General features: G+C 56.0%; 16 protein-coding genes. 8 read left to right on the top strand and 8 right to left on the bottom strand.

Features of this window, described 5'->3' with window-relative positions; genetic code table 11:
- Positions 1-5: 5 nt before the first annotated feature.
- Complete coding sequence (gene fadB, locus A15D_RS05315; protein ID WP_102791078.1) at positions 6-2,153, bottom strand: fatty acid oxidation complex subunit alpha FadB; 2,148 nt, start codon at positions 2,151-2,153, stop codon at positions 6-8.
- Between the two features lie 398 nt (positions 2,154-2,551).
- Here fadB and recJ point away from each other — a divergent pair, with 398 nt between their 5' ends.
- On the top strand, positions 2,552-4,276 hold the full coding sequence (gene recJ, locus A15D_RS05310) for a single-stranded-DNA-specific exonuclease RecJ (RefSeq protein ID WP_102791077.1): 1,725 nt from the start codon (positions 2,552-2,554) through the stop codon (positions 4,274-4,276).
- A gap of 9 nt (positions 4,277-4,285) precedes the next feature.
- Here recJ and A15D_RS05305 read toward each other — a convergent pair whose 3' ends face one another.
- Both A15D_RS05305 and A15D_RS05300 read right to left on the bottom strand, forming a co-directional pair.
- Positions 4,286-5,584 carry a diguanylate cyclase gene (locus A15D_RS05305; protein WP_102791076.1) on the bottom strand — a complete coding sequence of 433 codons (1,299 nt, stop codon included), beginning with the start codon at positions 5,582-5,584 and terminating at the stop codon, positions 4,286-4,288.
- A gap of 200 nt (positions 5,585-5,784) precedes the next feature.
- A complete protein-coding gene (locus A15D_RS05300; protein ID WP_102791075.1) occupies positions 5,785-6,300 on the bottom strand; it encodes an Hsp20/alpha crystallin family protein in 516 nt (171 codons plus the stop codon).
- Between the two features lie 175 nt (positions 6,301-6,475).
- On the opposite strand from A15D_RS05300, the gene A15D_RS05295 reads away from it, so the two are divergent.
- Positions 6,476-6,691 (top strand): dodecin, encoded by a 216-nt coding sequence (locus A15D_RS05295; protein ID WP_102791074.1) that lies wholly within the window; start codon positions 6,476-6,478, stop codon positions 6,689-6,691.
- 139 nt (positions 6,692-6,830) lie between these two features.
- On the opposite strand, the gene A15D_RS05290 is transcribed toward A15D_RS05295, so the two are convergent.
- The 4 genes from A15D_RS05290 to A15D_RS05275 form a co-directional block, all read right to left on the bottom strand.
- Positions 6,831-8,498: a DEAD/DEAH box helicase gene (locus A15D_RS05290; protein WP_022986190.1), complete on the bottom strand. Its 1,668-nt coding sequence runs from the start codon at positions 8,496-8,498 to the stop codon at positions 6,831-6,833.
- Positions 8,499-8,668: 170 nt separating this feature from the next.
- On the bottom strand, positions 8,669-11,371 hold the full coding sequence (locus A15D_RS05285; protein ID WP_102791073.1) for a response regulator: 2,703 nt from the start codon (positions 11,369-11,371) through the stop codon (positions 8,669-8,671).
- Positions 11,372-11,475: 104 nt separating this feature from the next.
- The gene (locus A15D_RS05280; protein WP_102791072.1) at positions 11,476-13,593 is read right to left on the bottom strand and encodes a molybdopterin-dependent oxidoreductase; all 2,118 of its coding nucleotides are present in this window, start codon (positions 13,591-13,593) and stop codon (positions 11,476-11,478) included.
- A gap of 130 nt (positions 13,594-13,723) precedes the next feature.
- Positions 13,724-14,317, bottom strand: coding sequence for a TetR/AcrR family transcriptional regulator (locus tag A15D_RS05275; protein WP_102791071.1), 594 nt, complete (start codon positions 14,315-14,317; stop codon positions 13,724-13,726).
- 141 nt (positions 14,318-14,458) lie between these two features.
- Between A15D_RS05275 and A15D_RS05270 the strand changes: the two genes are divergently transcribed.
- Positions 14,459-16,477 (top strand): NADPH-dependent 2,4-dienoyl-CoA reductase, encoded by a 2,019-nt coding sequence (locus A15D_RS05270; protein ID WP_102791070.1) that lies wholly within the window; start codon positions 14,459-14,461, stop codon positions 16,475-16,477.
- Positions 16,478-16,818: 341 nt separating this feature from the next.
- On the opposite strand, the gene A15D_RS05265 is transcribed toward A15D_RS05270, so the two are convergent.
- Complete coding sequence (locus A15D_RS05265; protein WP_102791069.1) at positions 16,819-17,394, bottom strand: hypothetical protein; 576 nt, start codon at positions 17,392-17,394, stop codon at positions 16,819-16,821.
- 298 nt (positions 17,395-17,692) lie between these two features.
- On the opposite strand from A15D_RS05265, the gene A15D_RS05260 reads away from it, so the two are divergent.
- From A15D_RS05260 to A15D_RS05240, 5 genes are all read left to right on the top strand, one after another.
- Positions 17,693-17,947: a hypothetical protein gene (locus tag A15D_RS05260; protein ID WP_102791068.1), complete on the top strand. Its 255-nt coding sequence runs from the start codon at positions 17,693-17,695 to the stop codon at positions 17,945-17,947.
- A gap of 104 nt (positions 17,948-18,051) precedes the next feature.
- On the top strand, positions 18,052-19,776 hold the full coding sequence (locus A15D_RS05255) for a pilus assembly protein TadG-related protein (RefSeq protein ID WP_146026852.1): 1,725 nt from the start codon (positions 18,052-18,054) through the stop codon (positions 19,774-19,776).
- Positions 19,777-19,811: 35 nt separating this feature from the next.
- Entirely contained in the window at positions 19,812-20,999 is a 1,188-nt protein-coding gene (locus tag A15D_RS17160; RefSeq protein ID WP_146026851.1) for a hypothetical protein, read from the top strand.
- Positions 21,000-21,051: 52 nt separating this feature from the next.
- Complete coding sequence (locus A15D_RS05245; RefSeq protein WP_102791065.1) at positions 21,052-21,618, top strand: hypothetical protein; 567 nt, start codon at positions 21,052-21,054, stop codon at positions 21,616-21,618.
- Between the two features lie 20 nt (positions 21,619-21,638).
- Positions 21,639-26,699: a DUF6531 domain-containing protein gene (locus tag A15D_RS05240; RefSeq protein ID WP_102791064.1), complete on the top strand. Its 5,061-nt coding sequence runs from the start codon at positions 21,639-21,641 to the stop codon at positions 26,697-26,699.
- The last annotated feature ends 9 nt before the right edge of the window (positions 26,700-26,708 follow it).

The following is a 26,708-nucleotide window of genomic DNA, read 5'->3' as shown; positions in this document are numbered from 1 at the left end:
GTGGCTTAGGCGAAGAAAGACTCGCCCTTGGCGGCCATGTCTTTGAGCATCTGCGGTGCTTCGTAGATGCCACCCAGGTGCGCGTACTTGTCGCACAGCTCAACAAACGCTTTCGCGCCGATGCTGTCGATGTAGCGCAGCGGACCACCACGGAAGGGAGGGAAGCCGATGCCGTAGATCATGGCCATGTCGGCCTCGGCAGCGGAACCTACGATGTTGTCTTCCAGGCAGCGAACGGTTTCGGTGCACATCGGAATCATCATGCGGGCGATGATTTCCTCGGCGTCGAATTCCCGGGTCTCGGCCACGTGCGGCTTGATCAGTTCCCAGGTCTTCTCGTCGACAACCTTCTTCGGCTTGCCTTTCTTGTCGGTTTCGTAGCGGTAGAAGCCGACACCGTTCTTCTGGCCATAACGCTCGTTTTCGAACATTACCGTGGAGACATCCTTGAAGTCGTACTGCATACGCTCCGGGAAGCCTTCTGCCATCACCTGGGCGGCGTGTACGCCGGTGTCGATACCGACCACGTCCATCAGGTAGGCCGGGCCCATGGGCCAGCCGAACTTCTGCATGACTTTATCCACGGCTTCGAAGTCTGCACCGTCACGCATCAGCATGCCGAAGCCGCCGAAGTACGGGAACAGAACGCGGTTAACCAGGAACCCGGGGCAATCGTTAACGACGATCGGGTTCTTGCCCATTTTCTGGGCGTAGGCCACCAGGCTCGCGACGGTTTCGTCAGAGGTCTTCTCACCACGGATCACTTCTACCAGCGGCATCATGTGTACCGGGTTGAAGAAGTGCATACCGGCGAAGTCCTGCGGACGCTCCAGCGCTTCAGCCAGCTTGGTGATGGAGATGGTGGAGGTGTTAGAGGCCAGAACGGTGCCTTCCTTCACTTTGCCTTCGGTTTCGGCCAGTACGGACTGCTTGATCTTCTGGTTCTCAACAACGGCTTCAACGATCACGTTGACGTCGTCAAAGTCGCCGTAGTTCAGGGTCGGACGGATGGCAGACAGGACTTTGCCCATCTTGGCGGCATCCATCTTGCCTTTGCTGACACGCTTGGCGAGCAGCTTGGAGGCTTCGTTCATGCCCAGGTCCAGCGCCTTGTCGGCGATGTCCTTCATGATGATCGGGGTGCCTTTGAGGGCAGACTGGAAGGCGATACCGCCACCCATGATGCCGGCGCCCAGAACGGCGGCCTGGTTGATTTCACCAGCGCCTTTGGCGGTCTTGCCGTTCACTTTTTTCACGGCCTGATCGGCCAGGAACAGACCTACCAGCGCGGTGGCTTGCGGGGTCTTGGCGATTTTGGCGAAGCCTTTGGCTTCCACTTCCAGGGCCTGGTCGCGGTTCATGCCAGCAGCGGTCTGCATGGCTTTCACGGCGGCAACCGGAGCCGGGTAGTTCTTGCCAGCCTGACCCATGACCATGGCCATGCAGGTCTGGAAGGCCATCATGTTTTCCATGGGCGGCAGCTTCAGGGGCTCGAGCTTTTCCTGACGCTTGGCGCGGAAGTCGATCTTGCCTTCCAGGCACTGCTTGACCAGCGCGATGGCGGCATCGTTCAGTTTGTCGTGAGCGACAACGGCATCGGCAACACCCACTTTCAGGGCCTTGTCGGCACGGTGCTGACCGCCAGCGGCGATCCACTCAACGGCGTTGTCCACGCCTACTAGACGCGGCAGACGCACGGTGCCGCCGAAGCCCGGGAACAGGCCCAGCTTCACTTCCGGCAGACCGACCAGGGCCTTCTCGCTCAGTACGCGGAAGTCCGCAGCCAGACACATTTCCAGGCCGCCACCCAGGGCGATGCCATTCACGGCAACCACTTTGGGAATGTCCAGATCTTCAAAGGCATTGAAGACCTTGTTGGATTTCAGACACCAGCCGGCGATTTCGTCTTCCGGCAGTTTGAACATGTCTGTGAATTCGGTGATGTCGGCGCCAACGATGAAAACCCCTTTGCCGGAGGTCACGATCAGGCCTTTGATGTCGTTGTTGCCTGCAATGGCGTCGACAGCCTTACCGAGATCTTCCACGGTTTCCTGGTTGAACTTGTTGACGGATTCGCCCTGAAGATCGAACTTCAGTTCGGCGATGCCGTCGTCAAGCAGTTGTACGCTTACGGCGTTGCCTTGATAGATCATAGCGTTTGCTCTCCAGTCCCAAAGTACGCGACACAATCGGCCGCTTTGGTAGTGCCTCTTCTGCCCCTGTTTACCGGTAAAGGTCCCCGCAAATGGGAGAGGCGACGCGATTCATGTGAGTGTTTGCTTACATAAATCAACGAACTTGTAGGCCCGCAAGTATAGGGAAGGTGAATGACTTTTTTAGCCCTAATTTGTGACTAATTAGTCGGGGTGCTTCCCGGCCTGCAGTGGTTGATGAAAAAAGCATCACTTGCTCCTTGTGATAGCGAGGAATGGCGGTGCGTTAGTGCCGTCTTGTCCCAACCATGGCAGACTGCGCCAAACATCATTCATGCCGCTCCCCCTCACCTGCAGGGGAAGGGAGGGGCGGTTCTCCCAGGTCTCCGAGCGCGTCCATGCCCATCGACAAACTTGCCTTGCCCAATATCACTCGCCGGCCGCAGTACACGCCGGACTGGCCGGATGTGCCGCCGCTGCTGGCGCGGATTCTGGCCGGGCGAGGGGTGGACGACCCGTCGCAGCTGGAGCTGGCGCTCAAGCGCCTGCCCCATCCGCAAGCCTTCAACGGGTTGCGTGGGGCCGTGGCGTTGCTGTTACAAGGGCGAACCGATAACTGGCGTATCTGTATTGTGGGCGACTACGACGCCGACGGCGCCACTGCCACCACCTTGATGGTGCGCGGGCTGCAGGCGCTGGGGTTTCCGCGTCCGGATTTTCTGGTGCCGGACCGGTTTGAATACGGCTATGGCCTGTCGCCTGCCATCGTGGAACTCGCCGAGCAGCAATTTCAGCCCGACCTGATCATCACCGTGGATAACGGCATTGCCAGTGTGGATGGCGTGGCCGCCGCCCGCGCCCGGGGCATGCGCGTGCTGATTACTGATCACCACCTGCCCGGCGACACACTGCCCGAGGCCGATGCCCTGGTGAACCCGCGCTTGCCCGGCTGTGAAGATTTCCCGGCGGCAAACCTGGCCGGGGTCGGGGTGGCCTTTTATCTATTGATGGATCTACAGCGTGCCCTGCGGGAGCAGGGCGTGCAGCCGCAGCCGCCGATCACCGACCTGCTGGATCTGGTGGCGCTGGGCACCGTGGCCGACGTGGTGGTGCTGGATGACGCCAACCGCGTGCTGGTGGAGCAGGGCCTGCGCCGCATTCGTGCCGGCAAGGGCTGTGCAGGGATTCGGGCGCTGTTGCAGGTGGCCGGACGTGATCCCGCCCGGGTGCTGGCCGCCGACATGGGCTTTGCCGTGGGCCCGCGCCTGAATGCGGCGGGACGGCTATCGGACATGACCCACGGGATCGCCTGCCTGTTGGCCGAGACCGACGCTGAAGCCATGGAGATGGCCCAGGAGCTGGACACCATCAACCGCGAACGCCGCTCCATTGAGCAGGGCATGCGTGATGCGGCCATGGAAGAAGTGAACCGACTGGATGCCGACAACCTGCCCGCGGGCCTGTGCCTGTACGGTAAGGAATGGCACGAAGGGGTGGTGGGGATCCTGGCCTCCCGCGTAAAAGAGGCGATTCATCGGCCCGTGATTGCCTTCGCCCCGGCTCAGCAGCAGGGCACGTTGAAAGGCTCTGGCCGGTCGATTCCCGGCTTGCATCTGCGTGATGCGCTGGACGCGGTGGCCACCGCCAACCCCGGTTTGCTGAGCAAGTTCGGTGGCCATGCCATGGCGGCGGGGCTGTCGCTGGAGCGTGACCGGCTGGAGGATTTCAAGGTGGCGTTCGATAAGGCGGTGGCGGACTTGCTCTCTCCCAAAGCACTGGAGCGGGTAGTGGAAACCGACGGGCCGCTGAGCGACCAGGACCTGACCCTGAGCAATGCGGAATTACTGAGCCACCGCTTCCCCTGGGGCCAGGGATTCCCGGCGCCGTGCTTTGACGGCGAGTTCGAGGTGTTGAAGCACCGCATCGTGGGGGAGCGTCACCTGAAACTGACCCTGGGCCTGCCCGGCGTGCGTGGCGTGATTGATGCTATCCATTTCAATGTGCCGGTGGAGGCCCTGCCGAGCCGTATCACCCGGGTGCGCGGTGTCTATCGCCTGGAAGTGAATGAATTCCGGGGTCAGCGTAATCCGCAACTCTTGTTTGAGCACCTGATCCCGGTCTGACCCGCCGGGCTATTCCTCGCTGCCGTTGGCGGCGACCACAAAGCGATGCCGGCCGGTGCCCTTGGCGGTATACAGTGCCTCGTCGGCCATTCTCACCAGATCGCTGTGATGATTCTCCGGGGTGGGTGTCACGGTGGCGATGCCAACGGACAGGGTGACATGTTCGGCTGCCCGGGCTCGGGCATGGGGAATCTGCAGGGCATCCACGGCGGCAATCAGGCGGTGGGCAATGGCGCTTAGCCCCTCGGCGTCGGTGCCGGGGAACAGGGCGACGAACTCCTCGCCCCCATACCGGGCGATAAAATCCGATCCACGCAGGGCCTGGCTGCCCAGGGCTTTAGCGACCCGCAGCAGGCAATCGTCGCCAACCTGGTGCCCGTAGTAATCATTGAAAGCCTTGAAGTCGTCGATATCCATGAACATCAGGTTCACGGGCTTGCCTTCGCGCATGGCCAGCTTCCACTGCATGTCCAGCATCTCGTCGAAGTGGCGGCGATTGGGCAGCCCGGTCAGTTTGTCGCTGCGCGACGCCTGGGCCAGGGTTTCGGACAAGGTTTCCAGTTGCTCTTTTTCCTGCTCCAGCAATTGCGATTGCAGGAATACCGTCCGCTCGCGACTGTCCTGGATAAACCCGAGCAAGTAACCGATGACCAGAGAGCCGCCGGCAAAATAGATCTGCCGGTCCAGGTCCATGCTCAGGCCGAATAGCCAGGCCATGATCGGGGTGGCGGCAAGGGTGGCGATCACCCAGGCGGCCGCCTGCTTTACGGGTAACCGGGCGATGGTGAATGCGGCAATGGTGATAAAAATGATGGCGTACTCAGAGACGCTTTTTTGCCGGGCACTATCGGGCACCGCCAGGCTGACAAAATGCATCGACAGCAGAGTCACGGCTGCCGCGAGCCCGTTGAACTTGTTGATATGGTGCTCAAGGCGAGGCAGGCGCAATACACAGACGGGCAACATGACCGCCACGAAAATGACTACGTTGAGTTGGTTGATCAGCGTGTGGTATTCCCCGGCCATAAAGAAGCCAAGGACACAAAAGGCGGTAACGGTCAGGGCGACCCAGGGCCAATAGGCACGCTGCATGGTTAGCGTCAGTGTTTGCGCCTGTTCGCGGTAGCGTGCTTCCAGGGGGGCGGGGAAGCGGGAGCGGGTGCCACGCGGGTCATCCAGTAGTGCCCGCAGCTGCGCCTTGTGCTGTTCGCTATGGCTATCGCGAGCAGAGTCCATTGCCGTCGCCACAGTGCCTTGGGCGGCGGTTTTGGGTGACACCGACGATGTGGTCTGCGGAGGTTGAGACATGGCTTCTTGTTGTAATTATCCGTTTACGGCAAGGCATCCCTGGCCGTTATGGTATCAAACTACCATCACAGAGAGGGGTGACCGAAAAGATCAGGGTACGAATGGCGGTATTTTCGGATAGCCGAGCGTAGCGCGCGCCCAGCCGTGAGGCGGGAAAGGTGGCGCCGGGGCAATGGACACCGGCGCCAAGTCTTGCCGGGTTAATGAATTTCGATGCGTCGACGGCCGTGGCCATGCTGCTCACGGCGGGGCAGAGTGAGGGTCAGCACACCGTTGTGGAAGACGGCTTCCATCTGTTCGCCATCGGCATCGGCGGGCAGCGACAGCATGCGTTGAAACTGCCCGTACCGGCGTTCGCTGTAGTGGTAGCCGTCGCTATCCGTTTCCTCAATGGCTTGTTTATGACCGGCAATCTGCAGCCGGTCGTTATCCAGAGTGACCGTGACCGCCTGTTTGTCCACACCGGGAAGTTCGGCGGTGATCAGGTAGTGATCGTCACGTTCGAGAATATCCAGGTTGGGGCGGAAAGGAATGTTGGGCTCTGCGTGGGGGGCGGGGGTGGTCCATGCCATGTCGCCCAGCATTTGCTCAAACCAGTTATCGAATTCCCGTTCCCAGCGCAGCAGCGGGTGCCCGGGCTGACGTTGGGGGAGCGGGCGTTCACGGCTGCTTTCCTGCCGCAGCCAGTTCCAGGGTGTCATCTTGTGCATATCCATCGCATAACCTCCTGTTGTGTCAGGGTGACACTGTCTTTGTGAGGCATGAGACGGGGGCTTTCAATGGTGTTTTGATGAAATTTTAACCGATTTCACGGCCGGTCCCCTTGTATCCGACGGTTGGGGCTGTCACAGATAGAGGGGAACACTTTCATGACCGATAAGGAGAGCTGTCATGTCCGATCATCATGTGTACAAGAAAGTGGAACTGGTAGGGTCCTCAAAAAAGAGCATCGAGGATGCCATCGAAAACGCCCTGTCCACCGCCAGCCAAAGCCTGGAGCTTACCGAATGGTTCGAGGTGACAGAAACCCGCGGGCATATCGTGGATGGCAAGGTAGGCCACTATCAGGTGTGCCTGAAAGTGGGCTTCCGGATCTCGGGATCCTGAGGGGATCAGCTATCAGTTGTCAGCTATGAGCTATGAGTAAAAAAAACCGCACCCGAAAGGGTGCGGTTTTTTAAGGCTTTAAGGGTTTTCCTCACAGCTCACAGCTCACAGCTCACAGCTCATAGCTCGCAGCTGCTTTTTAAACCACTTCCAGCCCCAGCGAGCGCTGGCATACCCGTGCGGTACGGATGGTGTGCAGCTGCTTGGGCGACAGATCATCCGGCAGTTCCACGGTGCTGTGGTCCTGGTGGATCTTGATCGGGCCGATCAGGCGGCTGGGCAGCTTGGCTTCGTTGGCGATGGCGCCCACGATGTTGCCCGGCTTCACACCGTGGTCGTGACCGACCTGAATGCGGTAACGACGCATGGGCTTGTCGTTGCGACGCTTGGCGCCACGAGGGCCACCGCGGTCATCACGACCATTGGCACGGCGTTCGCGACGCTCACGGGGTTCACGAGACTCGCGCGGTTCCTTCACGAACTTGGGTTCTTTCAGGATCAGCGGCTCGCGGTGGAACATGGCAGACGCCAGCGCCACAGCCATGTCTTCGCCGGCCAGGTCCATGCTGTCCATGAGCTGTTTCACCAGCGCACGGGTTTCGTCGATGTTGCCATCCTGCAGGCGGGTGGCCAGCTGCTCCTGGAAGCCCGCGATACGCTTGGCGTTCAGGTCATCCACCGACGGCAGCGCCATTTTCTCGATGCGTTGACGGGTTACACGCTCGATCTGGCGCAGCACGTGCTGCTCACGGCGGCTCACGAACAGAATCGCATCGCCTTCACGGCCGGCACGACCGGTACGGCCGATACGGTGCACGTAGGCTTCCGGGTCGCCGGGCATGTCGTAGTTGATCACGTGGGTGATGCGCGGCACGTCCAGACCCCGGGCGACCACATCGGTGGCGACCAGCAGATCGAAACGCTTGTCTTTCAGACGCTGTACGGTTTTTTCACGCTGCTGTTGCTGCATGTCGCCATTCAGGGCGTCGGCGCGCAGGTTGCGACGGTTGAGCTGTTCTGCCAGCTCCAGGGTCGCCTGCTTGGTGCGCACGAATACGATCACGGCATCGTGGTCTTCCGCTTCCAGAATACGGCTCAGGGCGTCCAGCTTGTTGAGGCCGGCCACCGGCCAGAAACGCTGGCGAATGGTGGTAGAGGTGGTCGCGGAACCGCTGTCGATCTGTACCTTTTGCGGGTTTTTCAGGTGCTGGTCAGCAACCTTGCGAATCACCGGCGGCATGGTGGCGGAGAACAGGGCCAGCTGGCAGTCAGACGGAGTGCGCTCGAGTACCCACTTCACGTCATCAATAAAGCCCATGCGCAGCATTTCGTCGGCTTCATCCAGCACCAGGGCTTTCAGGTGGTCCAGTTTCAGGGAGCCGCGTTCCATGTGATCCATGACGCGGCCGGGGGTGCCGACAATTACCTGGGCGCCGCCACGCAAGCCTTTCAGCTGGGTGCGGTATTCACCGCCACCGTAAATGGGCAGCACCTGCAGGCCTTTGATATCGGCAGCAAATTCTTCACAGGCAGTGGCGACCTGGATAGCCAGCTCGCGGGTGGGTGCCAGGATCAGCATCTGCGGTTCACGCAGGTTGGCGTCCAGGCGGGCAAGCAGGGGCAGGGCGAAGGCAGCGGTTTTACCGGTACCTGTCTGGGCCTGACCCAGCAAATCGTGGCCATCGAGCAACAGCGGGATGGCTTGCGCCTGAATCGGCGACGGCTCTTCGAAGCCCTGACGGGCGATCGCAGAGAGCAATACCTCGGGTAGGCCAAGACTGGCGAACCCGGCACGGGAATCTGACATGATTTACCTATGTATAGGAGGGATGGGCCGGGCACAGGCCGGCGAGGAGCGCGGATTGTACGCGCGTCAGGGTGAAATTGCACGATATTTCACCAGTTGGCCCACGAGTGCCAAGGTGTCTGGTGGGGGCAGTTTACCCTGCGGGCCTGGTGTTTAAAGGGATCGCGGGGTCAGCCGGCCATCTCCGGGGACTGGCAATAATGCTCCAGCGCGACAATTTCGTCGCACAGATCAGAGACCAGGGTACCGATCTTGTCCCGGTCGGTGCCGGTTTTGAGGGATTCCTCCAACACTTTTGCCGCCGCTTCCAGTCGCGGGGTGCCGCAGTAGCGGGTGGCGCCGTGGAGTTTGTGGACTTTCTCCAGCAGGGCGTCGTTGTCTTCACTGTCAAACGCCGCCGAGATGGCCGGCCGATCAGTGTTCAGGCTGGTGAGTAGCATCTCCAGCATTTCACCCGCCAGTTCTTCGCGGCCCCCTGCCCGTCGGTGGGCCAGCTGGGCATCGAAGACCGGCTGATCCTCGCTTGGGGCGGTTTCTGCGGTGGGTGTCAGGTCGTCGTGGTTGGTTTTCAGTACCCACTTTTCCAGGGTATGACGTAGCTGGTTCTCACTGATCGGTTTACTCAGGTAGTCATCCAGGCCGCTATCCAGCAGCTCCCGCCGCTCGCTTTCCAGCGCGTGGGCAGTCAGCGCGACAATCGGCGTATGGCGGCCGTCGGTTTCCAGCTCACGCAGCCGGGTGGTGGTGGCCTTGCCATCCATGCCGGGCATCTGGATATCCATAAACACCAGATCAAAGGGATCATCGCGAAAGGCTTTCAGGGCAGCTTCGCCGCTGTCACAGGCGGTCACGGTGGCGCCCAGCTCTTCCAGAAAAACCTTGGCGAGTTTCAGGTTGCCTGGGTGGTCATCCACCACCATCACCTTAACCGGGTAATCCAGTGGTTCGCTGTGGGAGTCGTCCAGCACCGGCAGACTGCTGCCCTCACCGTGAATCGCCAGCAGGGCATTGAGCAGCCGTTGACGGGTAGCCGGTTTGCCCTGCACCTGACAGTGGGGGTAGTCCTCCAGCCAGCGAGAGACGGTTTCCGGGTTGTTGCTCAGGGCCAGCATCGGTTGGCCCAGTGCTGCCAGGTTGTCGACGATCTGGCGCAGATTGGGCTCGTTGGCCACGGCGGGCAGGCCGACAACCAGGAAGTCACTGTGGGTCAGCTCGCCGCGGTCCACGGCATCCATCATGACGTGTAGTTCGTGGTATTCACGAATCGACATCTGCCAGTGGCTTAGCATGTGGTATAGGCCCAGGCGGCCATATTCGTCGGTTTCCACCAGGGTGACGGAGCGCCCGGCCAGATCCTGACTGAACAGGGCGGGACGTTGCTTCGGATCGCGTTCGGTGCGCAGGGTAAACCAGAAGGTGGAGCCGCTACCCGGGGTGCTTTCAATCCCGATTTCCCCACCCATGCCTTCCACCAGCCGTTTGCTGATCGCGAGGCCCAGACCGGTGCCGCCTTCATGGCGCTGGGCACTCTGGTCGGCTTGAGTGAAAGCCTGGAACAGGCTTTTCTGGTCTTCCGTGCTGAGCCCGTTGCCTGTGTCAGTGACGGTGAGTTTGATGATGGCCTCGGCGCCACGGTCTTCTTCCAGCATGGCACGCACTACCACGGAGCCTTTTTCCGTGAATTTGATGGCATTGCTGACCAGATTGGTGAGCACCTGGCGTATGCGTTGGGCGTCGCCTAACAGGTTAACCGGTACGTCGGAATAAATGATCGCCGCCTGTTCCAGGCCCCGCTCCTGCGCCATGGGCGCCAGCATGGTCTGCACGTCTTCAATCAGGTCGTGCAGGTTGAGGGGGGTGTGCTCCAGCGACAGTTTGCCCGCTTCAATCTTCGAGAAATCCAGAATGTCGTTAATGATCGCCAGCAGGGATTTGGCGCTCTTGTGAATGGTGTTGAGGTAGTCCTGCTGGCGCGGGCTCATGCTGGATTTTTCCAGCAGCTTGGTGAAGCCGAGGATGCCATTCAGCGGGGTGCGGATTTCGTGGCTCATGTTGGCCAGGAACTCGGATTTGATCTGGCTGGCTTTCAGGGCTTCCTTGCGGGCCATATCCAGCTCGATGTTCTGAATCTCGATGGTTTCCAAGGTCTCGCGAAGATCCTGGGTGGCCTGATCCACGTTTTGCTGCAGTTCGGTCTGGGCATCATCCAGAGCCAGCACCATTTGCCGCAGGGCGGTTTCCAGTTCTCCCAACTCGCCGGTGGCTCCGGTCCGGAAGTCGGTTTCCAGATCGCCATCGCGTATGCGGCGAACGGCCACCGCCAGCTCGCTAAGGGGCTGCGTGAGCTGTCGACTGAACCGCAGGGCGGGCACCATGGCAATCAGGATCACGGCGACCATGATCAGAATGAGGGTAATCACCCCTTCCAGAGTCGCGATGTATTGCCCGTCGCGGGAGAACTCCACCGTCAGGGTGGCAGTCACACCCGGGTGAATTTCGCGGCTGAGTTGCCAGCTGCTGTCGGTCTGCATACGCGGACCGGTGACGGTGTTTTGTTGTTGGGCCGCAGGGCGCAAGCGGGGGCCAGCATGAATCGGGTCGCGACCATCGGCAAAGGTGAGAACCGCGGCGCGAACATTGTGTTCTTCCAGGATGTTACGCAGCAGGCGTTCCTGCCCGCTGCGGTTGCTGGCGGGCAGGCTTTCCAGTCGGGCGGCGAAGCTGTCGGTGATGAGCTGTTGGCGCTGCGCGTTGGTGTCGCGAAGCTCCATGATGTGATCCACCAGCGCATAGCCGCCCACCAGCAGGGCCGCCAGCATGGAGGGCAGCATGGCCATGTACATCAAGCGTGAGCGCAGACTGGGTGTACTCATGAATCCCCGGCATCCTTGTTTTTCTCCATTATGCCGAAGTTGCCGTTAACTGCCATGAATCCCGTCGCGTTGCCTGCGCCCGTGTTGCCGCCTTTAACAGCCTGTTAGGGGCGGTCAGGGAGGCGGATGGACACCGGTACGCCACTCATGAAGGCCTGGTTGCTCAGCTTTTCGTAACTGCCGGGGCCGTTCGGCAGCAGCGCATTGATGTTCACCCCGGGATAGCGGTTGGCCACCCGTAGCCCTGGCGTTTTCTGGTTTCCCCAGCCATGGGTCATGGCCACGACCCCAGGGCGCAGACTGTTGTCACTGCGAGCCAGTGCGGTGACCTCGCCATACTCATTGCTGACTTCCAGTGGGTCTCCGTCAGTGAGCCCCAAAGTCGCCATGTCCTGTGGATGCATGTGCAAGGGGTTATGGTCGTGCTTGCCCCGTTTCAGTTTGGCCACGTTCTGGTACCAGCTGTTGTGCATGTAGTTGGTACGCAGGTTGATTAGCCGGTAGTCCGGGGCCTGATCCTTGAGTGCCTGAAATTGTTCGCGGGCGAGGGCAATGGCGTCGGCAAACAAGGGGGGGCAACAATCCACCCGCCTGTCATCGGTCTGGACAAAATCCGAATAGAAACGACCAATGGACTGGGTATCCAGCACCACGGTGCCGGACGGAGCGGCCTTAAGGCTGTCTACGGAAAGCTGGTGGCGCGCCATCATGTGTTCCAGTCGGCCAAAGGGGTTGGGCTGGTCCAGCAAGGGAGCTTTCATGCCCATGTGTTGCAACAGGGAAGACAGTATCCACCACTCTTCCTTGCGCTCTCCGGCAGCTGGAACCACCGCATCGGTATATTGCACATGGGGCTGGTACTGCATGCCCAGCCCGCAAATGTTCAGGTCCGGGCGCTCCAGCATGTCGGCGGCGGGCAGCAGGTAGTGCGCGTATTCCCCGGTGGCATTGCGGAACAGGTCAATGACGATCAGAAGATCCAGTTTCTCCAACGCGGCGCGCCAACGGGCTTCACCGCCGACGCTGAGCAGTGGGTTGCCGGCAATTACCACCAGCGCACGGACCGGGTTGTCATCATCGAGAATCATGTCCGGCAGCAGGTTGCCCGGCAGGGCGCCGCGGATGTGTCGCATCTCGCCGTAGCGGGTAGAGAAGAACAGCTTGTCCAGACGTGCCCGGCCGGCCTTGGCGGCCGGGTAAAACCCTTCGCTGTAAAAGTTGCCGCCAACCTTGTCCAGGTTGCCGGTGACAAAGCTGAGCATCTGCAACAGCCAGTAGCAGAGCGTGCCATGGCGTCCCATGTTGACGCCGGTAGACATGTGCACGGCTGCGCGTTCAGCGCCACTGAATTCCTCAGCCAATGATCGAATTTGCCCTGCATCGAGTCCGACCACTTCTGCCACCGCGTCGGCGGAGTAGGGCGCAATAAAGGCACGCAGTTCAGCCACATGATTGCCGTGCTGCGCAAGCACCGCTTCGTCGAAACGCTCCAGCGCATCGATTTCATGGAGCAGGGCAGCCATCAGATACAGGTCAGTGTCCGGCAAGATTTGCACCACCTCACCGGTTTTCGGGCTGGCGGATTCAATCTGGCGGGGGTTGATGTAATAGACGCTGGCACCGCGCTGGCAGGCCGTGCGGATCTTGGCCATCGGGTCGGCGATGGAGATAAAACTCATGTGCGAGACTTTGGGGTTCTCGCCGAAAATCAGCAGGCAGTCGGTGTTCTCGATATCCGGCAGCGGGTGCAGGGTGCTGGTGCCAAACACAGCTTCACCGGCGGCAAACTTGTTCGAGCAATCCTGGGTGCCGGAGTTGAAAATGCGGCGGCTGCCAATACCCATGAAAAAGTCGCCAATTCCCTGGCTGCCCAGTGCATTGAAGGCAGTGGGGTTGCCGATATAGCCGGCGATGGCATCCGGGCCGTACTGATCACGAATGGCATTGAGTTTGCTGCCGACCTCCGCGAGGCTGGAGTCCCAGTCTTGCGATTGCCACTGGCCTTCGCCGGGCTGGCGGGAGCCCAGGCGTTGCAATGGGGTGTCCAGTCGATCCGGGTCCTGGTGAATGGCCAGATAGTTCACCCCCTTGTGGCAGGCAAAGCCCTGGCTCACCGGGTGGGTCTTGTCCGGCTGCAGACGCTGGATCGTATTATTGTCGACCTCGGCCACCAGGCCACAGGATGGTTCGCAGACGCGGCAGAACGTAGATACAGTTTTCATGGCTCTCGTCTTCTGTCTCTCCCTTTCCTTGAGGCTGCCCGAAGGGGCGCCTGAGGGACATGACCAGAGCACTCAAGCAGTCGTTAATGGCGGTGTATCTGTCGTGTTTGGCTGGCCTGGCGGAGGGTGTCTACTTCAATGCTGCCATAATCAAGGCGACCGCCTGCTGGCTGACGGCTTGCATGTCCTCGCGGTCCACATACACGCCGTCGATGACCAGCCGGCACAGGCCGTGAATGGTCGCCCAGCTGGCTTGCGCCACCCGTAACGGGTCAGTTGCGGCAGGCAGGCGGCCCTGCACCAGCGCACCCAGGCCTTCTGCATAACGGCGGAAGCTGCGGTAAGCGACGCGCTTGAGCTCTTCGGTCGGGGTGCCACTTTTCCAAATGGTGCGGCCGAACATCAGTTCGTACTGTTCCGGGTTTTCGGTGGCGAATTCCAGATACTCAATCACGAAGTCCTGGATGTCGGGGTGGTCTCCGGCGCTTTCCAGCTGCCGCTCGATAATGCTATCCAGCCTGGCAAAAGCCTGGGTGGCCAGAGCACAAAGCAGGGCGTTCTTGTCCCGGAAGTGGTGGTAGGGCGCAGTACGCGACACCCCGGCACGCTCGGCCAGCTTGCGCAGCGACAGGCCCTCCACCCCTTGCTCGTTCAGCAGGGCATTGGCCTCCTGCAGCAACGTATCGTGCAGGTCTCCGTGATGGTAGCGCTCGGTTTTCGGCATGGCGGTTTCCGGGTTGGCCGCAGGGCCATCGCGATTGGCCAGCGGGGAATCCTTGTTATCTTGACACCGTCAACATAACGCCCTAACTTGACGCTGTCCAGATACAAAATAGCCATCGTTGTTGCGCTTCGGAGAGCCATCATGACAGCCAAACACTACCCGAACCTGCTTGCCCCTCTCGATCTGGGGCACACCCAACTCAAGAACCGGGTGATCATGGGGTCCATGCATACCGGGCTGGAAGATCGCTTCTGGCAATTCCCCAAACTGGCTGCCTATTTCGCCGAGCGGGCCCGTGGTGGCGTTGGCTTGATTGTCACTGGCGGCTTTAACCCCAACAAGAAAGGCTGGTTCTATCCCTTCTCCGGTTTGTTCAACAGCCGACTGGATGTGCGTAATCACCGCAAGGTGACCGACGCCGTGCACCAGGAAGGCGGCAAGATTGCGCTGCAGATCCTCCATGCTGGCCGCTACAGCTATCACCCGTTCTCTCGTTCTGCCTCGGCCATCAAGAGCCCGATCAACCCGTTCAAACCCAAGGCCATGTCCACCAAGGAAGTGGAACAGACGGTCAAGGATTTTGCCCATACTGCCTGGCTGGCCAAGCAGGCCGGTTATGACGGTGTGGAAATCATGGGCTCTGAGGGGTACCTGATTAATCAGTTCACCGCGCCGCGCACCAATAAACGCACAGACAAGTACGGTGGCAGCGCCGAAAACCGTCGCCGTTTCCCGGTGGAAATCGTGCGCGAAGCTCGCAAGCGCTGTGGTGACGATTTCATCATCATGTTCCGTCTCTCCGTGATTGATCTGGTGCCGGAAGGCTGTACCCACGAAGAGGTGCTGGATCTGGCCCGTGAACTGGAAGCCGCTGGCGCCAACATTCTGAATTCCGGTATCGGCTGGCACGAAGCGCGGGTACCGACCATCGTTACTTCCGTTCCCCGTGCGGCTTTCGTGAAAGCCACCCGTCAGGTGAAAGACGTTGTCTCCATTCCGGTGGTTGCCTCCAACCGCATCAATGATCCTGATCTGGCAGAAGCCATTCTGGTCGATGGCGATGCCGATGCGGTGTCCATGGCCCGCCCACTGTTGGCCGATGCCGAGTTCGTGAACAAGGCGGCTGAAGGCCGTGCCGACGAGATCAACACCTGCATCGCCTGTAACCAGGCATGCCTGGATCATACCTTTTCGCTCAAGCGGGCCTCCTGCCTGGTGAACCCGCGAGCCTGTCATGAAACCGAGTTGCTGTACCTGAAAACCGCTAACCCGAAAAAAGTCGCGGTGGTGGGGGCAGGGCCTGCCGGGTTGTCCTGCGCAACCGTCGCGGCAGAACGTGGCCACAGCGTCACCCTGTTCGATCAGTCAGCAGAGATCGGTGGCCAGTTCAACATGGCCAAGGTGATTCCCGGCAAAGAAGAATTCCACAACACCATTCGTTACTTCACCAAACGTATCGAGAGCACCGGGGTTAGCCTGCAGCTCAATACCCGTGTGGAAATCGCCGACCTGGAAAAGCAGGGCTTTGACGAAATCGTCATCGCCACTGGTGTGACCCCGCGCACCCCTGGCATCCCCGGCGTCGATCATTCGAAAGTGCTTTCCTACGTGGATGTGCTGCGCGGCAAAGCCGACGTCGGCGAAAAGGTGGCCGTGATCGGTGCCGGCGGTATTGGCTTCGATGTGTGCGAATTCCTGGCCGAAGCCCCCCGTGAAGGCGAGCAGCCGCTGCCCGAGTGGATGAAAGAGTGGGGCGTAGACATGGACAGCGACACCCGTGGTGGCCTGGTAGAACCCGACGTGGAAAAACCCGTACGCCAGCTCACACTGCTGCAACGTAAAACCACCTCGCTCGGTAAAGACCTGGGCAAGACATCCGGCTGGGTTCACCGCGCCACACTTAAATCCCGCAACGTAGAAATGCTGGCAGGGTGCAGCTACGAAAAAATCGACGACGCCGGCCTGCACATCAAGATCGGTGAAGAGACCCGCATCCTCGATGTAGACCACGTCATTCTCTGCGCTGGCCAGGAATCCCTGAAAGAGCTCTATCAGGAAGGAAAAGAGAACTTCCACCTGATCGGCGGCGCCGAACTGGCGGCAGAACTAGACGCCAAACGCGCGATTCGCCAGGGGGCAGAGGTGGCGGCGAAGCTGTAAAAAGTAGCTGTCAGATATCAGCTTTGAGCTGTCAGGAAAACCTGAAAGCCCCGCATTGCGGGGCTTGTTTTTAAGGAGCCTCTGAATAACTCCTTGCGTACTCAGCGTGGCCTGGAGCGTGCAGCTGTTGTGTCTTGTCTCGATGGTCAGGGTGGTTCCCTTTCCGAGAGGCAAGGCGCAACAGCTGCACGCTCCAGGCCGCGCCCTTCGGGTCTTCCAGGCTGGCCCACACTCGTTGTTGCGCTTTTTCGATGGATGGACATACACCTTCAAAACCGCGCCTAGATTGTGAGCCAGCCTGAAAGACTGAGCATGCAAGGAGTTATTCAGAGGCTCCTTAATTATTCTGAGGTGATTTGCACTGTGCTTATATGGCTTTCATCATACAAGCCATTAAAATTTAGGGCATTTTTTTTGAGTTTGCTGATTTCTACATACTGGCTCTTTGGGTAGAAACGAAAAAATTCCACGATATTATTATCTGAAATCTTGTCTGGGCCACCCTTAACAAAAATGATCGTTCCTCCTGTCATGACATGCCTTTTCCAGCCTTTTGGGAGCTGGTTCATATAGTACTTATCCAGCTGCGAAATACTTTTTTCACTGCCGAAGGTGCCAACGCTAGACGTGCCATCATCCCGGGTTGTATAGCCTAAGAATTTTGATTGTGGATCAGGAGAAATAGCCCAATCAATATCGTTATGATCGGGAAGGGTTTGAGTGGAGTAATCGCCGCCATTCCCTGAAAAATGTATCGGTTTTCCGTCGGAGTAATCCTTCATGTCAGCCTCCAACTCAGACATATTTTGCATTATTTTTGCTCTGATTTCAGGCGGCAAATCTTCATAAGGTTCGGCCTTGGCAGGCGAGATAATAATAAATATCAATGATACCGATAATGCTAGGTTCCTTGTCATTTCATTCCTTTGGTTTAAGAGGGTGATGAAGAGCAATCTCTGATCATGCTTAGGTGGTTAGCAAATAGATGCAATAGTAATAAAGAAGGCAATTATAGTTTGTGTGAACAGGATCAAAAATCCGCATACGAATGGCAAAAGGCTTACATGAAAGTCAGACTTATCGTTTGTTGAGCTGCTCATGTGGTGATTGAATCCCTGCCCGGTAAAGAACCTTAATATTAGGACTCATTTCCCTGTAGAGGTGAAGTCTCTCGATCAGGGGCAATAGGGCGTTGGTTTATATAAAGGGAAGATCATGGGTATGAAACAAAAGCAGCTTGGCCAGGGAATGACTGAGTACATCATTATTGTCGCGCTTATTGCTATCGCCGCTATTGGCGTTTATCGCCTGTTTGGCGACACCGTGCGAAACCAGACCGCTGGTATGGCCATGGAGTTGTCGGGTCAGGATGGGGGTACGGCGCAAGGCCGCGCCGCGGCCCAGGCCTCTGCCGCAGAAACGGATGCCAACACCGCCCGTAACCTGAGCAACTACACCGGTAACAACTAATCACTGCACCCCTCCACCCGCCTCAAAGCTTGCTTTGAGGCGGGCTGTCAAAGACGAAAAGCATCCATGGAATGGATTGTCTCTAACAGAGGAATGCTCAGGGAGTGAGCGCTGTGCTGAACGGAAAGCGTCAACAGAAAGGCCAGATGATGGTCTACGTCACGGTGATGTTGCTGGTGATCGTTGGCGCCATTTTCTATGTGTTTGATGGCTATACCATCAGCGGCGAAAAAACCCGGCTTCAGGGCACCGCTGATGCCGCGGCTTACAGTGTCGCGGCTGTCGAAGCCAGAAATCTCAATTTCCAGGCGTACACCAACCGGGCAATGATCGCGAATCATGTGGCAGTGGCTCAGGCCACCACTCTGGTGAGCTGGTCGCGATGGCTTGATCGAACGGCTGAGAATATTGCCACAGCAACCCGGTGGATAATTCCACTGATACCTGTCACTACGATTATATCCCAGGCGGCCAGCACCCTAAATTCCGCGATAGATCAAGTCATGAGGGTGGCTAACTCGGCCTTAGACAAGTTGATTCTGGCTATTTCTGCAAGCCAACAGATCATGCATGCCAATACCGTCATGATGGCAAGGGAAGCCTACTCGGACGTTGTTAAAGAAAACGATAGCGAAGTGGATGCGCTTTACACCCTTACTTCACTGGATAGTTTTAGAAAAGCCCATTTTGATTTCAGCAATCAATACAGCCCTGAAAAGGCATATGACGATTGTGGAAGCTGGACTTCTGGTGGCTGGACCAATACGGGTTCTGGATTTCTTGGGTGGGAGTGGAGTCCTCCTAAGTGGACAGCTCCAGGAAGCAAGATTGATCGTCAATATAGTGATGAGTTTCGGAATATCTTGCTGAAAAGCCGGGACAGATTTACGACCAGAAGAAACCAATTAGCCGGGGTGATGAAAACCAAAGTCACTGTACCGCTTGTTTCACGGTTCTGGATGGAACGCGATGGTGGAACAGAACTGATTAGGAATACCGAAAACTGCGGACCTTATTTCAAGTGGTCCTCAGTGGATACGCTTTCGATGCATTATGCATTGGGAGAGTGGGATTGGGGCGTTTTTCAGGGTTATGACGACAAGGGTGAAATGCTACCGGTGGGCTGGGGAGCTGCGCAGAGCGGTAAAAACAGCAACGACAGAATTGATTACAGGGAAACCCATGCTGACAAGTCCTACTGGAAAACGAACGGTATGGCATCAGGGTTGGCCCGATGGGAATTTGGCCAGGAGCAACCTGTTACCTCGTATGTAGGGATGCGTGATTTTCGCGCTCTGGCTGAGACTGGGCTGCTGGATGAGGGACCGGGTGTGATTGTCGCTGTCACAAAACCGGCGAGTGCGAAAGGGCTGCAAACTGCCACAGAGCTCACAGGAGCAAGTGGGTGCACCGAGCAGGCTCGACAAGATGACTTCATGGATGGGCGAATGGTCAGCATCGCCAAAAGCCGGGTTGTTTTCCGCTATCCCCATGATCTCCATCCTCGATCAAGTGGCAGAAGAGAGTATGGAAGTCTCTATAGCCCGTATTGGCAGCCCGCATTGGCTGATCTTACATCCGTAGAAAAGCTGGGAATACGAGCAGAGCTTGGTGTCACTGGAAACAGCGCTGGTGCGGTAGGGGAAGCCTGCAAGAAAGCGGGAGGTCCCGCCGGAGGCGGTGATGATGGCTCTAGCAACCAGGGTGATGGTTTGCCTGAATCTGGCAACGGAATAGGTAATGAGTCCCCTGATTCAGGTACTGAAGAAGAAAGCAATGGAGATGGCAACGAACAGCCACCGGTGTGTGATCTGAACGTTACCGTTTAGTAATACGGATAGTGATCGAATTGGCAGGATCAAGCATGACATCAACAAGAAAGGACATTATCAGAATTGTTGGCATCACCTGTTCTATTGGGCTAATTACGGCTTGTGGAGGGGGAGGAAGTGGTGGCAGTAGTAGTACTACCTCTGCCTCGTCGAATCCGGCAGACCAGGATGTCACGCCAAATGATCCGTTGCGTATGGTGGTAGCGGCTTCCTTTGTGGATGAAGACGCTGTAGCGATATTGGCACCAGGGTCAGTAATAGATGACACCATGTTGCCACTAACCCGTATGGCAACGAATTTGAATCTGGCACTTGGGGTAGACCTCACCGGGTCAGGAAGGGCTTCCTCCAGCTATTCGTGTGAGACAAGTGGAAGCTTCCAGGTGCTGGAGCAAAAACTGGAGGCGACAAATTCTCCTTATAGCGGTGGCAACTTCGACATGATCTCATCAGTCTATAAAAGTTGCGTGGAGAGCACGGTAACCTCTGGCGGAAGTCCAGCAACTTTTAGTGGCTTTCGGAAAATTGGCTATCCCGTATCCGGACCCGGGAGCGGAGAATTTGCCAACGAAACCAGCTTTATTGGCTACGAGAAATCAGGAATCAGTCTTGATGAGCCCTTGTCAGCGAAAGGGGTACTGGGTGGAAATATTGATCAGTCAAGATACTTGAGTGCCCATATGCTTCTTGAAAGGGCGGATACTGGAAAAGAAGCATATGGTGCTACTGGGGGGGGGACCAGTCAGTATTCAGTTGTAAGGATGTCGTCTAATTTTGAGGATAAGAAAACAGTCACTCTTACCCAGTTGGGTGATGAAGAAAATAATCTGTGGCTTGAATACGAACCACAAGGCGATAACCCGGTGGAAGAATCCCATATCGAGCGGTACGAAGGGATCTATGGAATGGAGTTCCTTGCTTTTCAGGGCGGTCAGGTACCAGCAAGTTGCCCACAAGGGCACTTCGAAGTGAAGACCGTATCAGACCTGTATGTCGGCAAGGAAGATGAAGACCCCAAGTATTCAGACGACAGCTACCGGATCAGTAGTGGCTCCCTGCAGATGAAGGACGAAAGCGGTAAGACTGCCACGGTTGTCTATAACGGCGCAGCGGAAACCATCACCATTTCACTCGATAGTGGCACCCCAAAGGTTTATACCCTCCAGCAGGTAGAAGATCTGCGATCTAATCGCTGCTACAAGCCCGCATTGGGCTTCTAGTCTGGCAATCGTCTGCCTAATTCAGTCATCAGGGAACAAAAAAGGAATAGCAATGCACCAGGGATATAGGTGGTTGGCTGTCTGGATATTCATTGTCGCCATACCAGCAACAGGGCTGGCAAATGATATGGCAGCCCCTGCCGGAATATGGACGGAGACTGCACAGCAGGAAAATATTCTGGTGGGTAACGACAGCAATACCCAGGTCCTGATCATCTATGACCCAAACTGTCCCTACAGTGCTATTCATTACACCAGGCTGAAGAAACTCATCCCGGAATTCTCCGCCCGATGGGTCGCGGTTTCCTATTACAAGAACAACAGCAATGCCAGAAATCGGGCCATAATTGAAGCGGATGATCCTGCGGAGGCTCTGGACGAAAACTTCTCCTCCTATGACTACGAACATCAGCAGGGAGCATGGCCGATAGATGATCAGAATGACGTGATCACTGTGAACCAGAAAGAGTTCAAGGCCAGATGGCAGTCATGGGTGGGGGCAACACCGATAACGCTGGTTCGTAGCAATGGTGGAACCACAAGAATGTTCTTCGGTGCTATCCACAATGAAGGCAAGGAAGAAGCCTTCCTGGAATTCGTGGATAACAACCTGAAATAAAACGTGGAAAAGGAATTTCCGTGAACAAGGTTGCTGTAAATCAGCACAGCGCATGGATGCGCGATAATGTCGTTACAGAGTCCTTATGGTGTAGCGCCATTCTAATGTTGAGTCTGTGCATGCCATCAATTGGGTTCTCTCTGGAGCAATGCGAAGATCCGGGTGTGTGTTTTGCTAACCAGGTATCTAAACAGGCCTGGGCAGACCAGAATCAGTGTGGTTTCGGTGACGATGCGGATGGGCTTGGTAATGATCTGACGGGAGATGGAGCCGATGGCCCGGGTAACGGTGCCCCTAAAACCTGTTCTGCGCCAGATAATTCGCTTTTCCCGGGCGCCAGTCAAAATGATTTATTCAATTCAAGCGCGGTCCAGACTTCAGCCAGCACCCTTAACATCACACCACGAAATGGGCTGTCTGATGCGGGGGCTTCCGTACAGACTGGTATCAGTGCCACCCATGTGGGCAATCCAATCCATGTGGTCACCGGTAATAAATATCAGGCTGAAAAGGATATCGATCTACCGGGGCTAAATTTTGTTCGTCACTACAATAGCTTGTCCACGTTTCGTGGGCCCTTCGGTAACAACTGGCGCCACGGCTTTGATGTCCGTTTTGTCGATCATGGCAACAAGGTTTATCTCTGGCAGGCGGATGGCCGACGTATTGATTTTTCGCTGACGGGATATGGGGAGAACTCAGAGCGCCATATGGCACCGGTGCAGAAGGGCGATGGCGAGCTAGTTATCACTAGTGAACAGTATCTCTGGCGCTGGGAGAATGGCACAGAATTGCTGCTGTTGAACAAGAAAGGTGGCCGCCTGACCAAAGTGACTAACAAAAGCGGCCCCGAAATCCTACTGGAATATGACCGTCAATGGCGGTTGACGGGTGTCAGGGAGCAATTGAAAGCGGAGCACGATAGTGATCAGCCTGCGAAAATGACCAGAAGAGATCTGGATTCCTACAACCGTAACCAGCCCATTCGACAGATCAGCTTTTCCTACAATGACGATGGCAACCTGGCTGAAGCTAATGTCGTAGGCGGGCAGCATGTCCACTATGACTATGACAGTAGTGGGCGCCTTTACCGGGTCCGTTATGACGATGGTGCAGAACGCCACTATCACTACGAGAATGATGCCTTTCCTAATCACTTGACCGGGATAAGCAGTGGCTTTGCCGGGTCAGTTGCTGTGGCAAGTGGTAATAAGGGCAAGACAACACGGATTTCCACCTGGTCTTACGATGAAAAGGGGCGGGCAATATCGTCCACTCGCCAGGGCCGAGCCCGCCAGAATGTCGCTCTTGAATATGGTGATGGCGAAACCTTGGTCACCGATCAGGATGGTATGACTAGCCGATACGTTACCTCGATGCTCGGTGGTGTGCCGCATGTCACTAAAGTGACAGGGCCAGGGTGTGGCCCCTGTCAGCGGGGAGACACTGAATATGTCTACCGTGCCGGCTTCGATCTCGTCACCGATACCTCTGAGGGCGAAGCGCGGTCCGTCCAGGGGGCTCACAGTCGTATTGAAAGGGATAGTGTTAACCCGGACGGAAGGTATGTCCTTGAGATCACCCGTAACAAGCTGGGGCTTCCTGTCACCGTCACTGAGGCAGGCTGGTCACCCGTCGAAATCGGCAAGTACAAGAAAATAGTACGTACCTCACAATACAAGTGGGATAAGGGGCGACTGCTGGAGCACGATGGGCCGCTGGAAAATGGCCCCAAAGGCACCCCTGAAGACTCCGACATCACCCAGTATCACTACAATGACAAAGGGTGGCTGATAGAAAAAAACCTTCCCATGGGGCTGACGGAGTCCTTCGAGTACGACCAGGCCGGCAGGGTCATCAAGTCAAGGAAAAAAGACGGGATTGTATCCACGATGCAGTACGACGTGCGTGGGCGCCTGTCTACCCTTTCACGGGCAGGGCAGACCATCACACTCACCTACGATGATCAGGGCAAGATCAGCACTATCAAGAACCTGCTCGGTCAGTCTTTCATGCTCGAGCATGATGCATCTGGTGATCTTGTTGCTATTACGGATCAGGAAGGCCAAAGGATAACCTTGGAGTATGGCCTCGACGGCAGGCTGAATCAGAAAAGCTTCTTTGATGCTGAGGGGGTACTGTCCCTGAAAAACTCAACTGATAAGAAAAATCTAGCTGTGCTGTTTACCGATAATGATAGATCAGAAGTTTTTCAACACCGTAATGATAAAAGAAGCATTAGATTTGATTCGCAGGGGAGGATTACCTCATATCACTACGATGATTTTGGCCGTCTTGTCAGAACACGAAGTCCTGTCACGGGTACAACAAGTCATCGTTATGATGTGGCAGATAATCGAACAATAACCCGTTACAGTGATGGTTCTGAGATAAAGAAACAATATGATATGGCCGGAAGGCTAATCAGGCGCTCCAGCGAATCAGAAGTGGTTGAGCTTGAGTGGGACGACAATAGCCGCCTGTCACTTGTGCGGCATGAAACAGATGGCCATGGTATATATACAGAGTCATTCCACTACAACAGTATTGGGAAGCTGTCTCTGCACAAGCGAATCTTTGATGATGCCGAATTTGAAACGGGCTATCAGTACGACCGTTTCGGGCGGCTTGAAATCAAGACGTTACCCGATGGGGAGGTTATACAATACCGATACCATGATGGAAATCACCCTAAAGTCGGGTCTTTGTCTGCTGTTGAGAGAAAGGGGGCATTCGGCAACAAGCCTCTGATTACCGGTATCAACCGGGCAGGGGAGGCGATCAATGATCGCGGATTCGATTTCTTCAATGGGCTCAGTCAGAGACGGTCGCTCGATGTTGACGGCAATATCACGTTTGCGGGCGGAGCACAGACTGCCTTCAGCAGTATTAAGTGGCGAAAAGGTCAGCTTGGGGTTCAATTCAAGCCTGCTATTTCAGATCAGGTATCCTCGAATATGGAAGAGATCGGTGCTGTCTCTTCGCCAAACAACACACTCTCTATTCTCCCATTCAGCCATCCCAACTATGACATACCCTATAACCCGGATGTCGAATATCACTACCCAGCTGAACCAACTCTATATGACGACCGAGGGTTGGTTCGCAAGTCAATGGAAATGATAGGGCTTGCCAACCACTTTGCTGATTCAGACGGTAATGGCTGGCATCCAGAGCCGGTTAAGTGGGGCTCTGCCAAGTACAGCCAACGTGGTGAAATGGTTAATGATGGTAGTCATCACTACCAATGGGATGTTTTTGGTCGGTTGACCGCGGTCTATAAGGAAGAGGGTGATGGTTCTCGAACCCTGGTTGCGAGTTACAAATACAACTTCTTTGGTGAGCGCATCTCCAAAACTATCCATAAAAATGCCAGGGGGCATCATCCTGGTGAGATGGATGGAGAAACAACATTATTTCTCTATGACGGTAACCACATTGCTGCGGAGGCTGGAGTAAATGGGGTTCAACGTCAGTATCTATACTTGGGGAACCGGCCTGTCCTGATGCAGGAAAGCAAGCAATATTATCCGATTCATACTGATCATCGATTTGCCCCACTTGCCGTCACTGACAAGAAAAGAAGAGTCATATGGAAAGCAAGGGTAGGGGATAACGGCGCTAGTCAAAGAAATAGTGGAGCCTGGATGGTAATGCCGTTACGAGGATCGAATCAGTATCACGATGCAGAGACGGGATTGCATTATAACCTGAATAGGTACATGGATCCGGTTGTAGGACGATATTTAAGTACAGACCCTAAAGGGTTGGAAGTCGGTCCGGACCTCTACTTGTTTGCGCTTGGTCAACCACACAGGTTCGTAGATCTGGATGGTAGAGCTCCTGCCCCAGACAGTGAAGTTGTTGAGACGGATGAGCCGCACAGTGTTGAGGTCGTGAAGCCTGCGTCAAATGTAGAGAGTAGATCAGCGCTGCCAAGGGTGTGGCTGCACTCATCATCAACAAATAATAGTGGTGATGTGGTGCTGAACGCGATAGGCCAGCTGCTCATTCAAAACTCTCAGCATTGGCGTGAAGATGCACTTATCTATGCTGCTTATGGCAGCTACGAACCAAGGTGTGCTGAAGATGTTATCCCTCCGGATAAACTTGATAAATCCCGATGGGTTGATCCAATTAGGGCATATGAGTTTCTGACCCTGAAAAACAGTATTGATTCAATTGGAAGATTGCTTGATTTTTCTGAGTCCGTTGATAGTAATGCTGGATTGCTACAAAAGTTGGCGGAGGCAGCGGCTCAGGCTAAAAAGCTTCATAAGGGTGTTGAGTTTGCCATTAAAGCTGTCGACATTACCCAGAAAATAATCAATCTCGAGTTTATGGATATGACCTTGGGTATGCTTGCATTAACTGATCGGTTTGGGCATGTGGGTGAGGCGGTTAACACGGTGTATTCAAATCATGGAATAAATGACCTTGAGGATGCTTTGACAACAGATAATCTTGATATGAGTCTGGATGATGTTTTTAAGGTCCTTGCGGGTATTCAGGCTGAATTAGTAACAAGAGCGATTGAGATACAAAATAAATACTATCGGAGTTATCGCGACGACTTTGAAAGATCTGAAGCGTACAGACAGCAATATTACGGAAAAGGTCAGGATGCAGCCAAGGAAGATCTGTCAAAGCTTTATGCAGATGAAACCCTTTATTACCTGACTAAGATAAGAGAGCTGGAGGAACATGCTAAAGAGCGTGTTGGTCCTGCAAGAGAGGCCAGTGAAAACGCGGATGAGGAGTATGACGATTATTATAATAATAACGAAGGGGGCTATGATCCGGTCAGGCTGGAAAATTTAAATACACGTTCAGTTTTGGCATTGAATGAATACTGGCAGGCAGAGCATCAAGAGAAGCTTGCTGCAACGGCGGAAACTGAAGCTTCAGTACTGTTGAATAATGAGTATGTTTACTATTCAGATTCCGGTGAGACAGGTGTTGAGTTTTCTGTGTTTATGCCAATGACGGAGAGGCAGGAGCTGCGAGATTCGATGAAGAAAATTTACCTGGATCTCGCAGGAAATATATACGGTACGTCAACGATGATAAAGGTTGAGTAGGGTCAGGTT

This window comes from Alcanivorax sp. MD8A (assembly GCF_002888555.1).
Taxonomy (GTDB): domain Bacteria; phylum Pseudomonadota; class Gammaproteobacteria; order Pseudomonadales; family Alcanivoracaceae; genus Alcanivorax.
The sequence above is the reverse complement of the archived record's forward strand: the minus strand, read 5'-3'. Positions and strand labels throughout refer to the sequence as shown.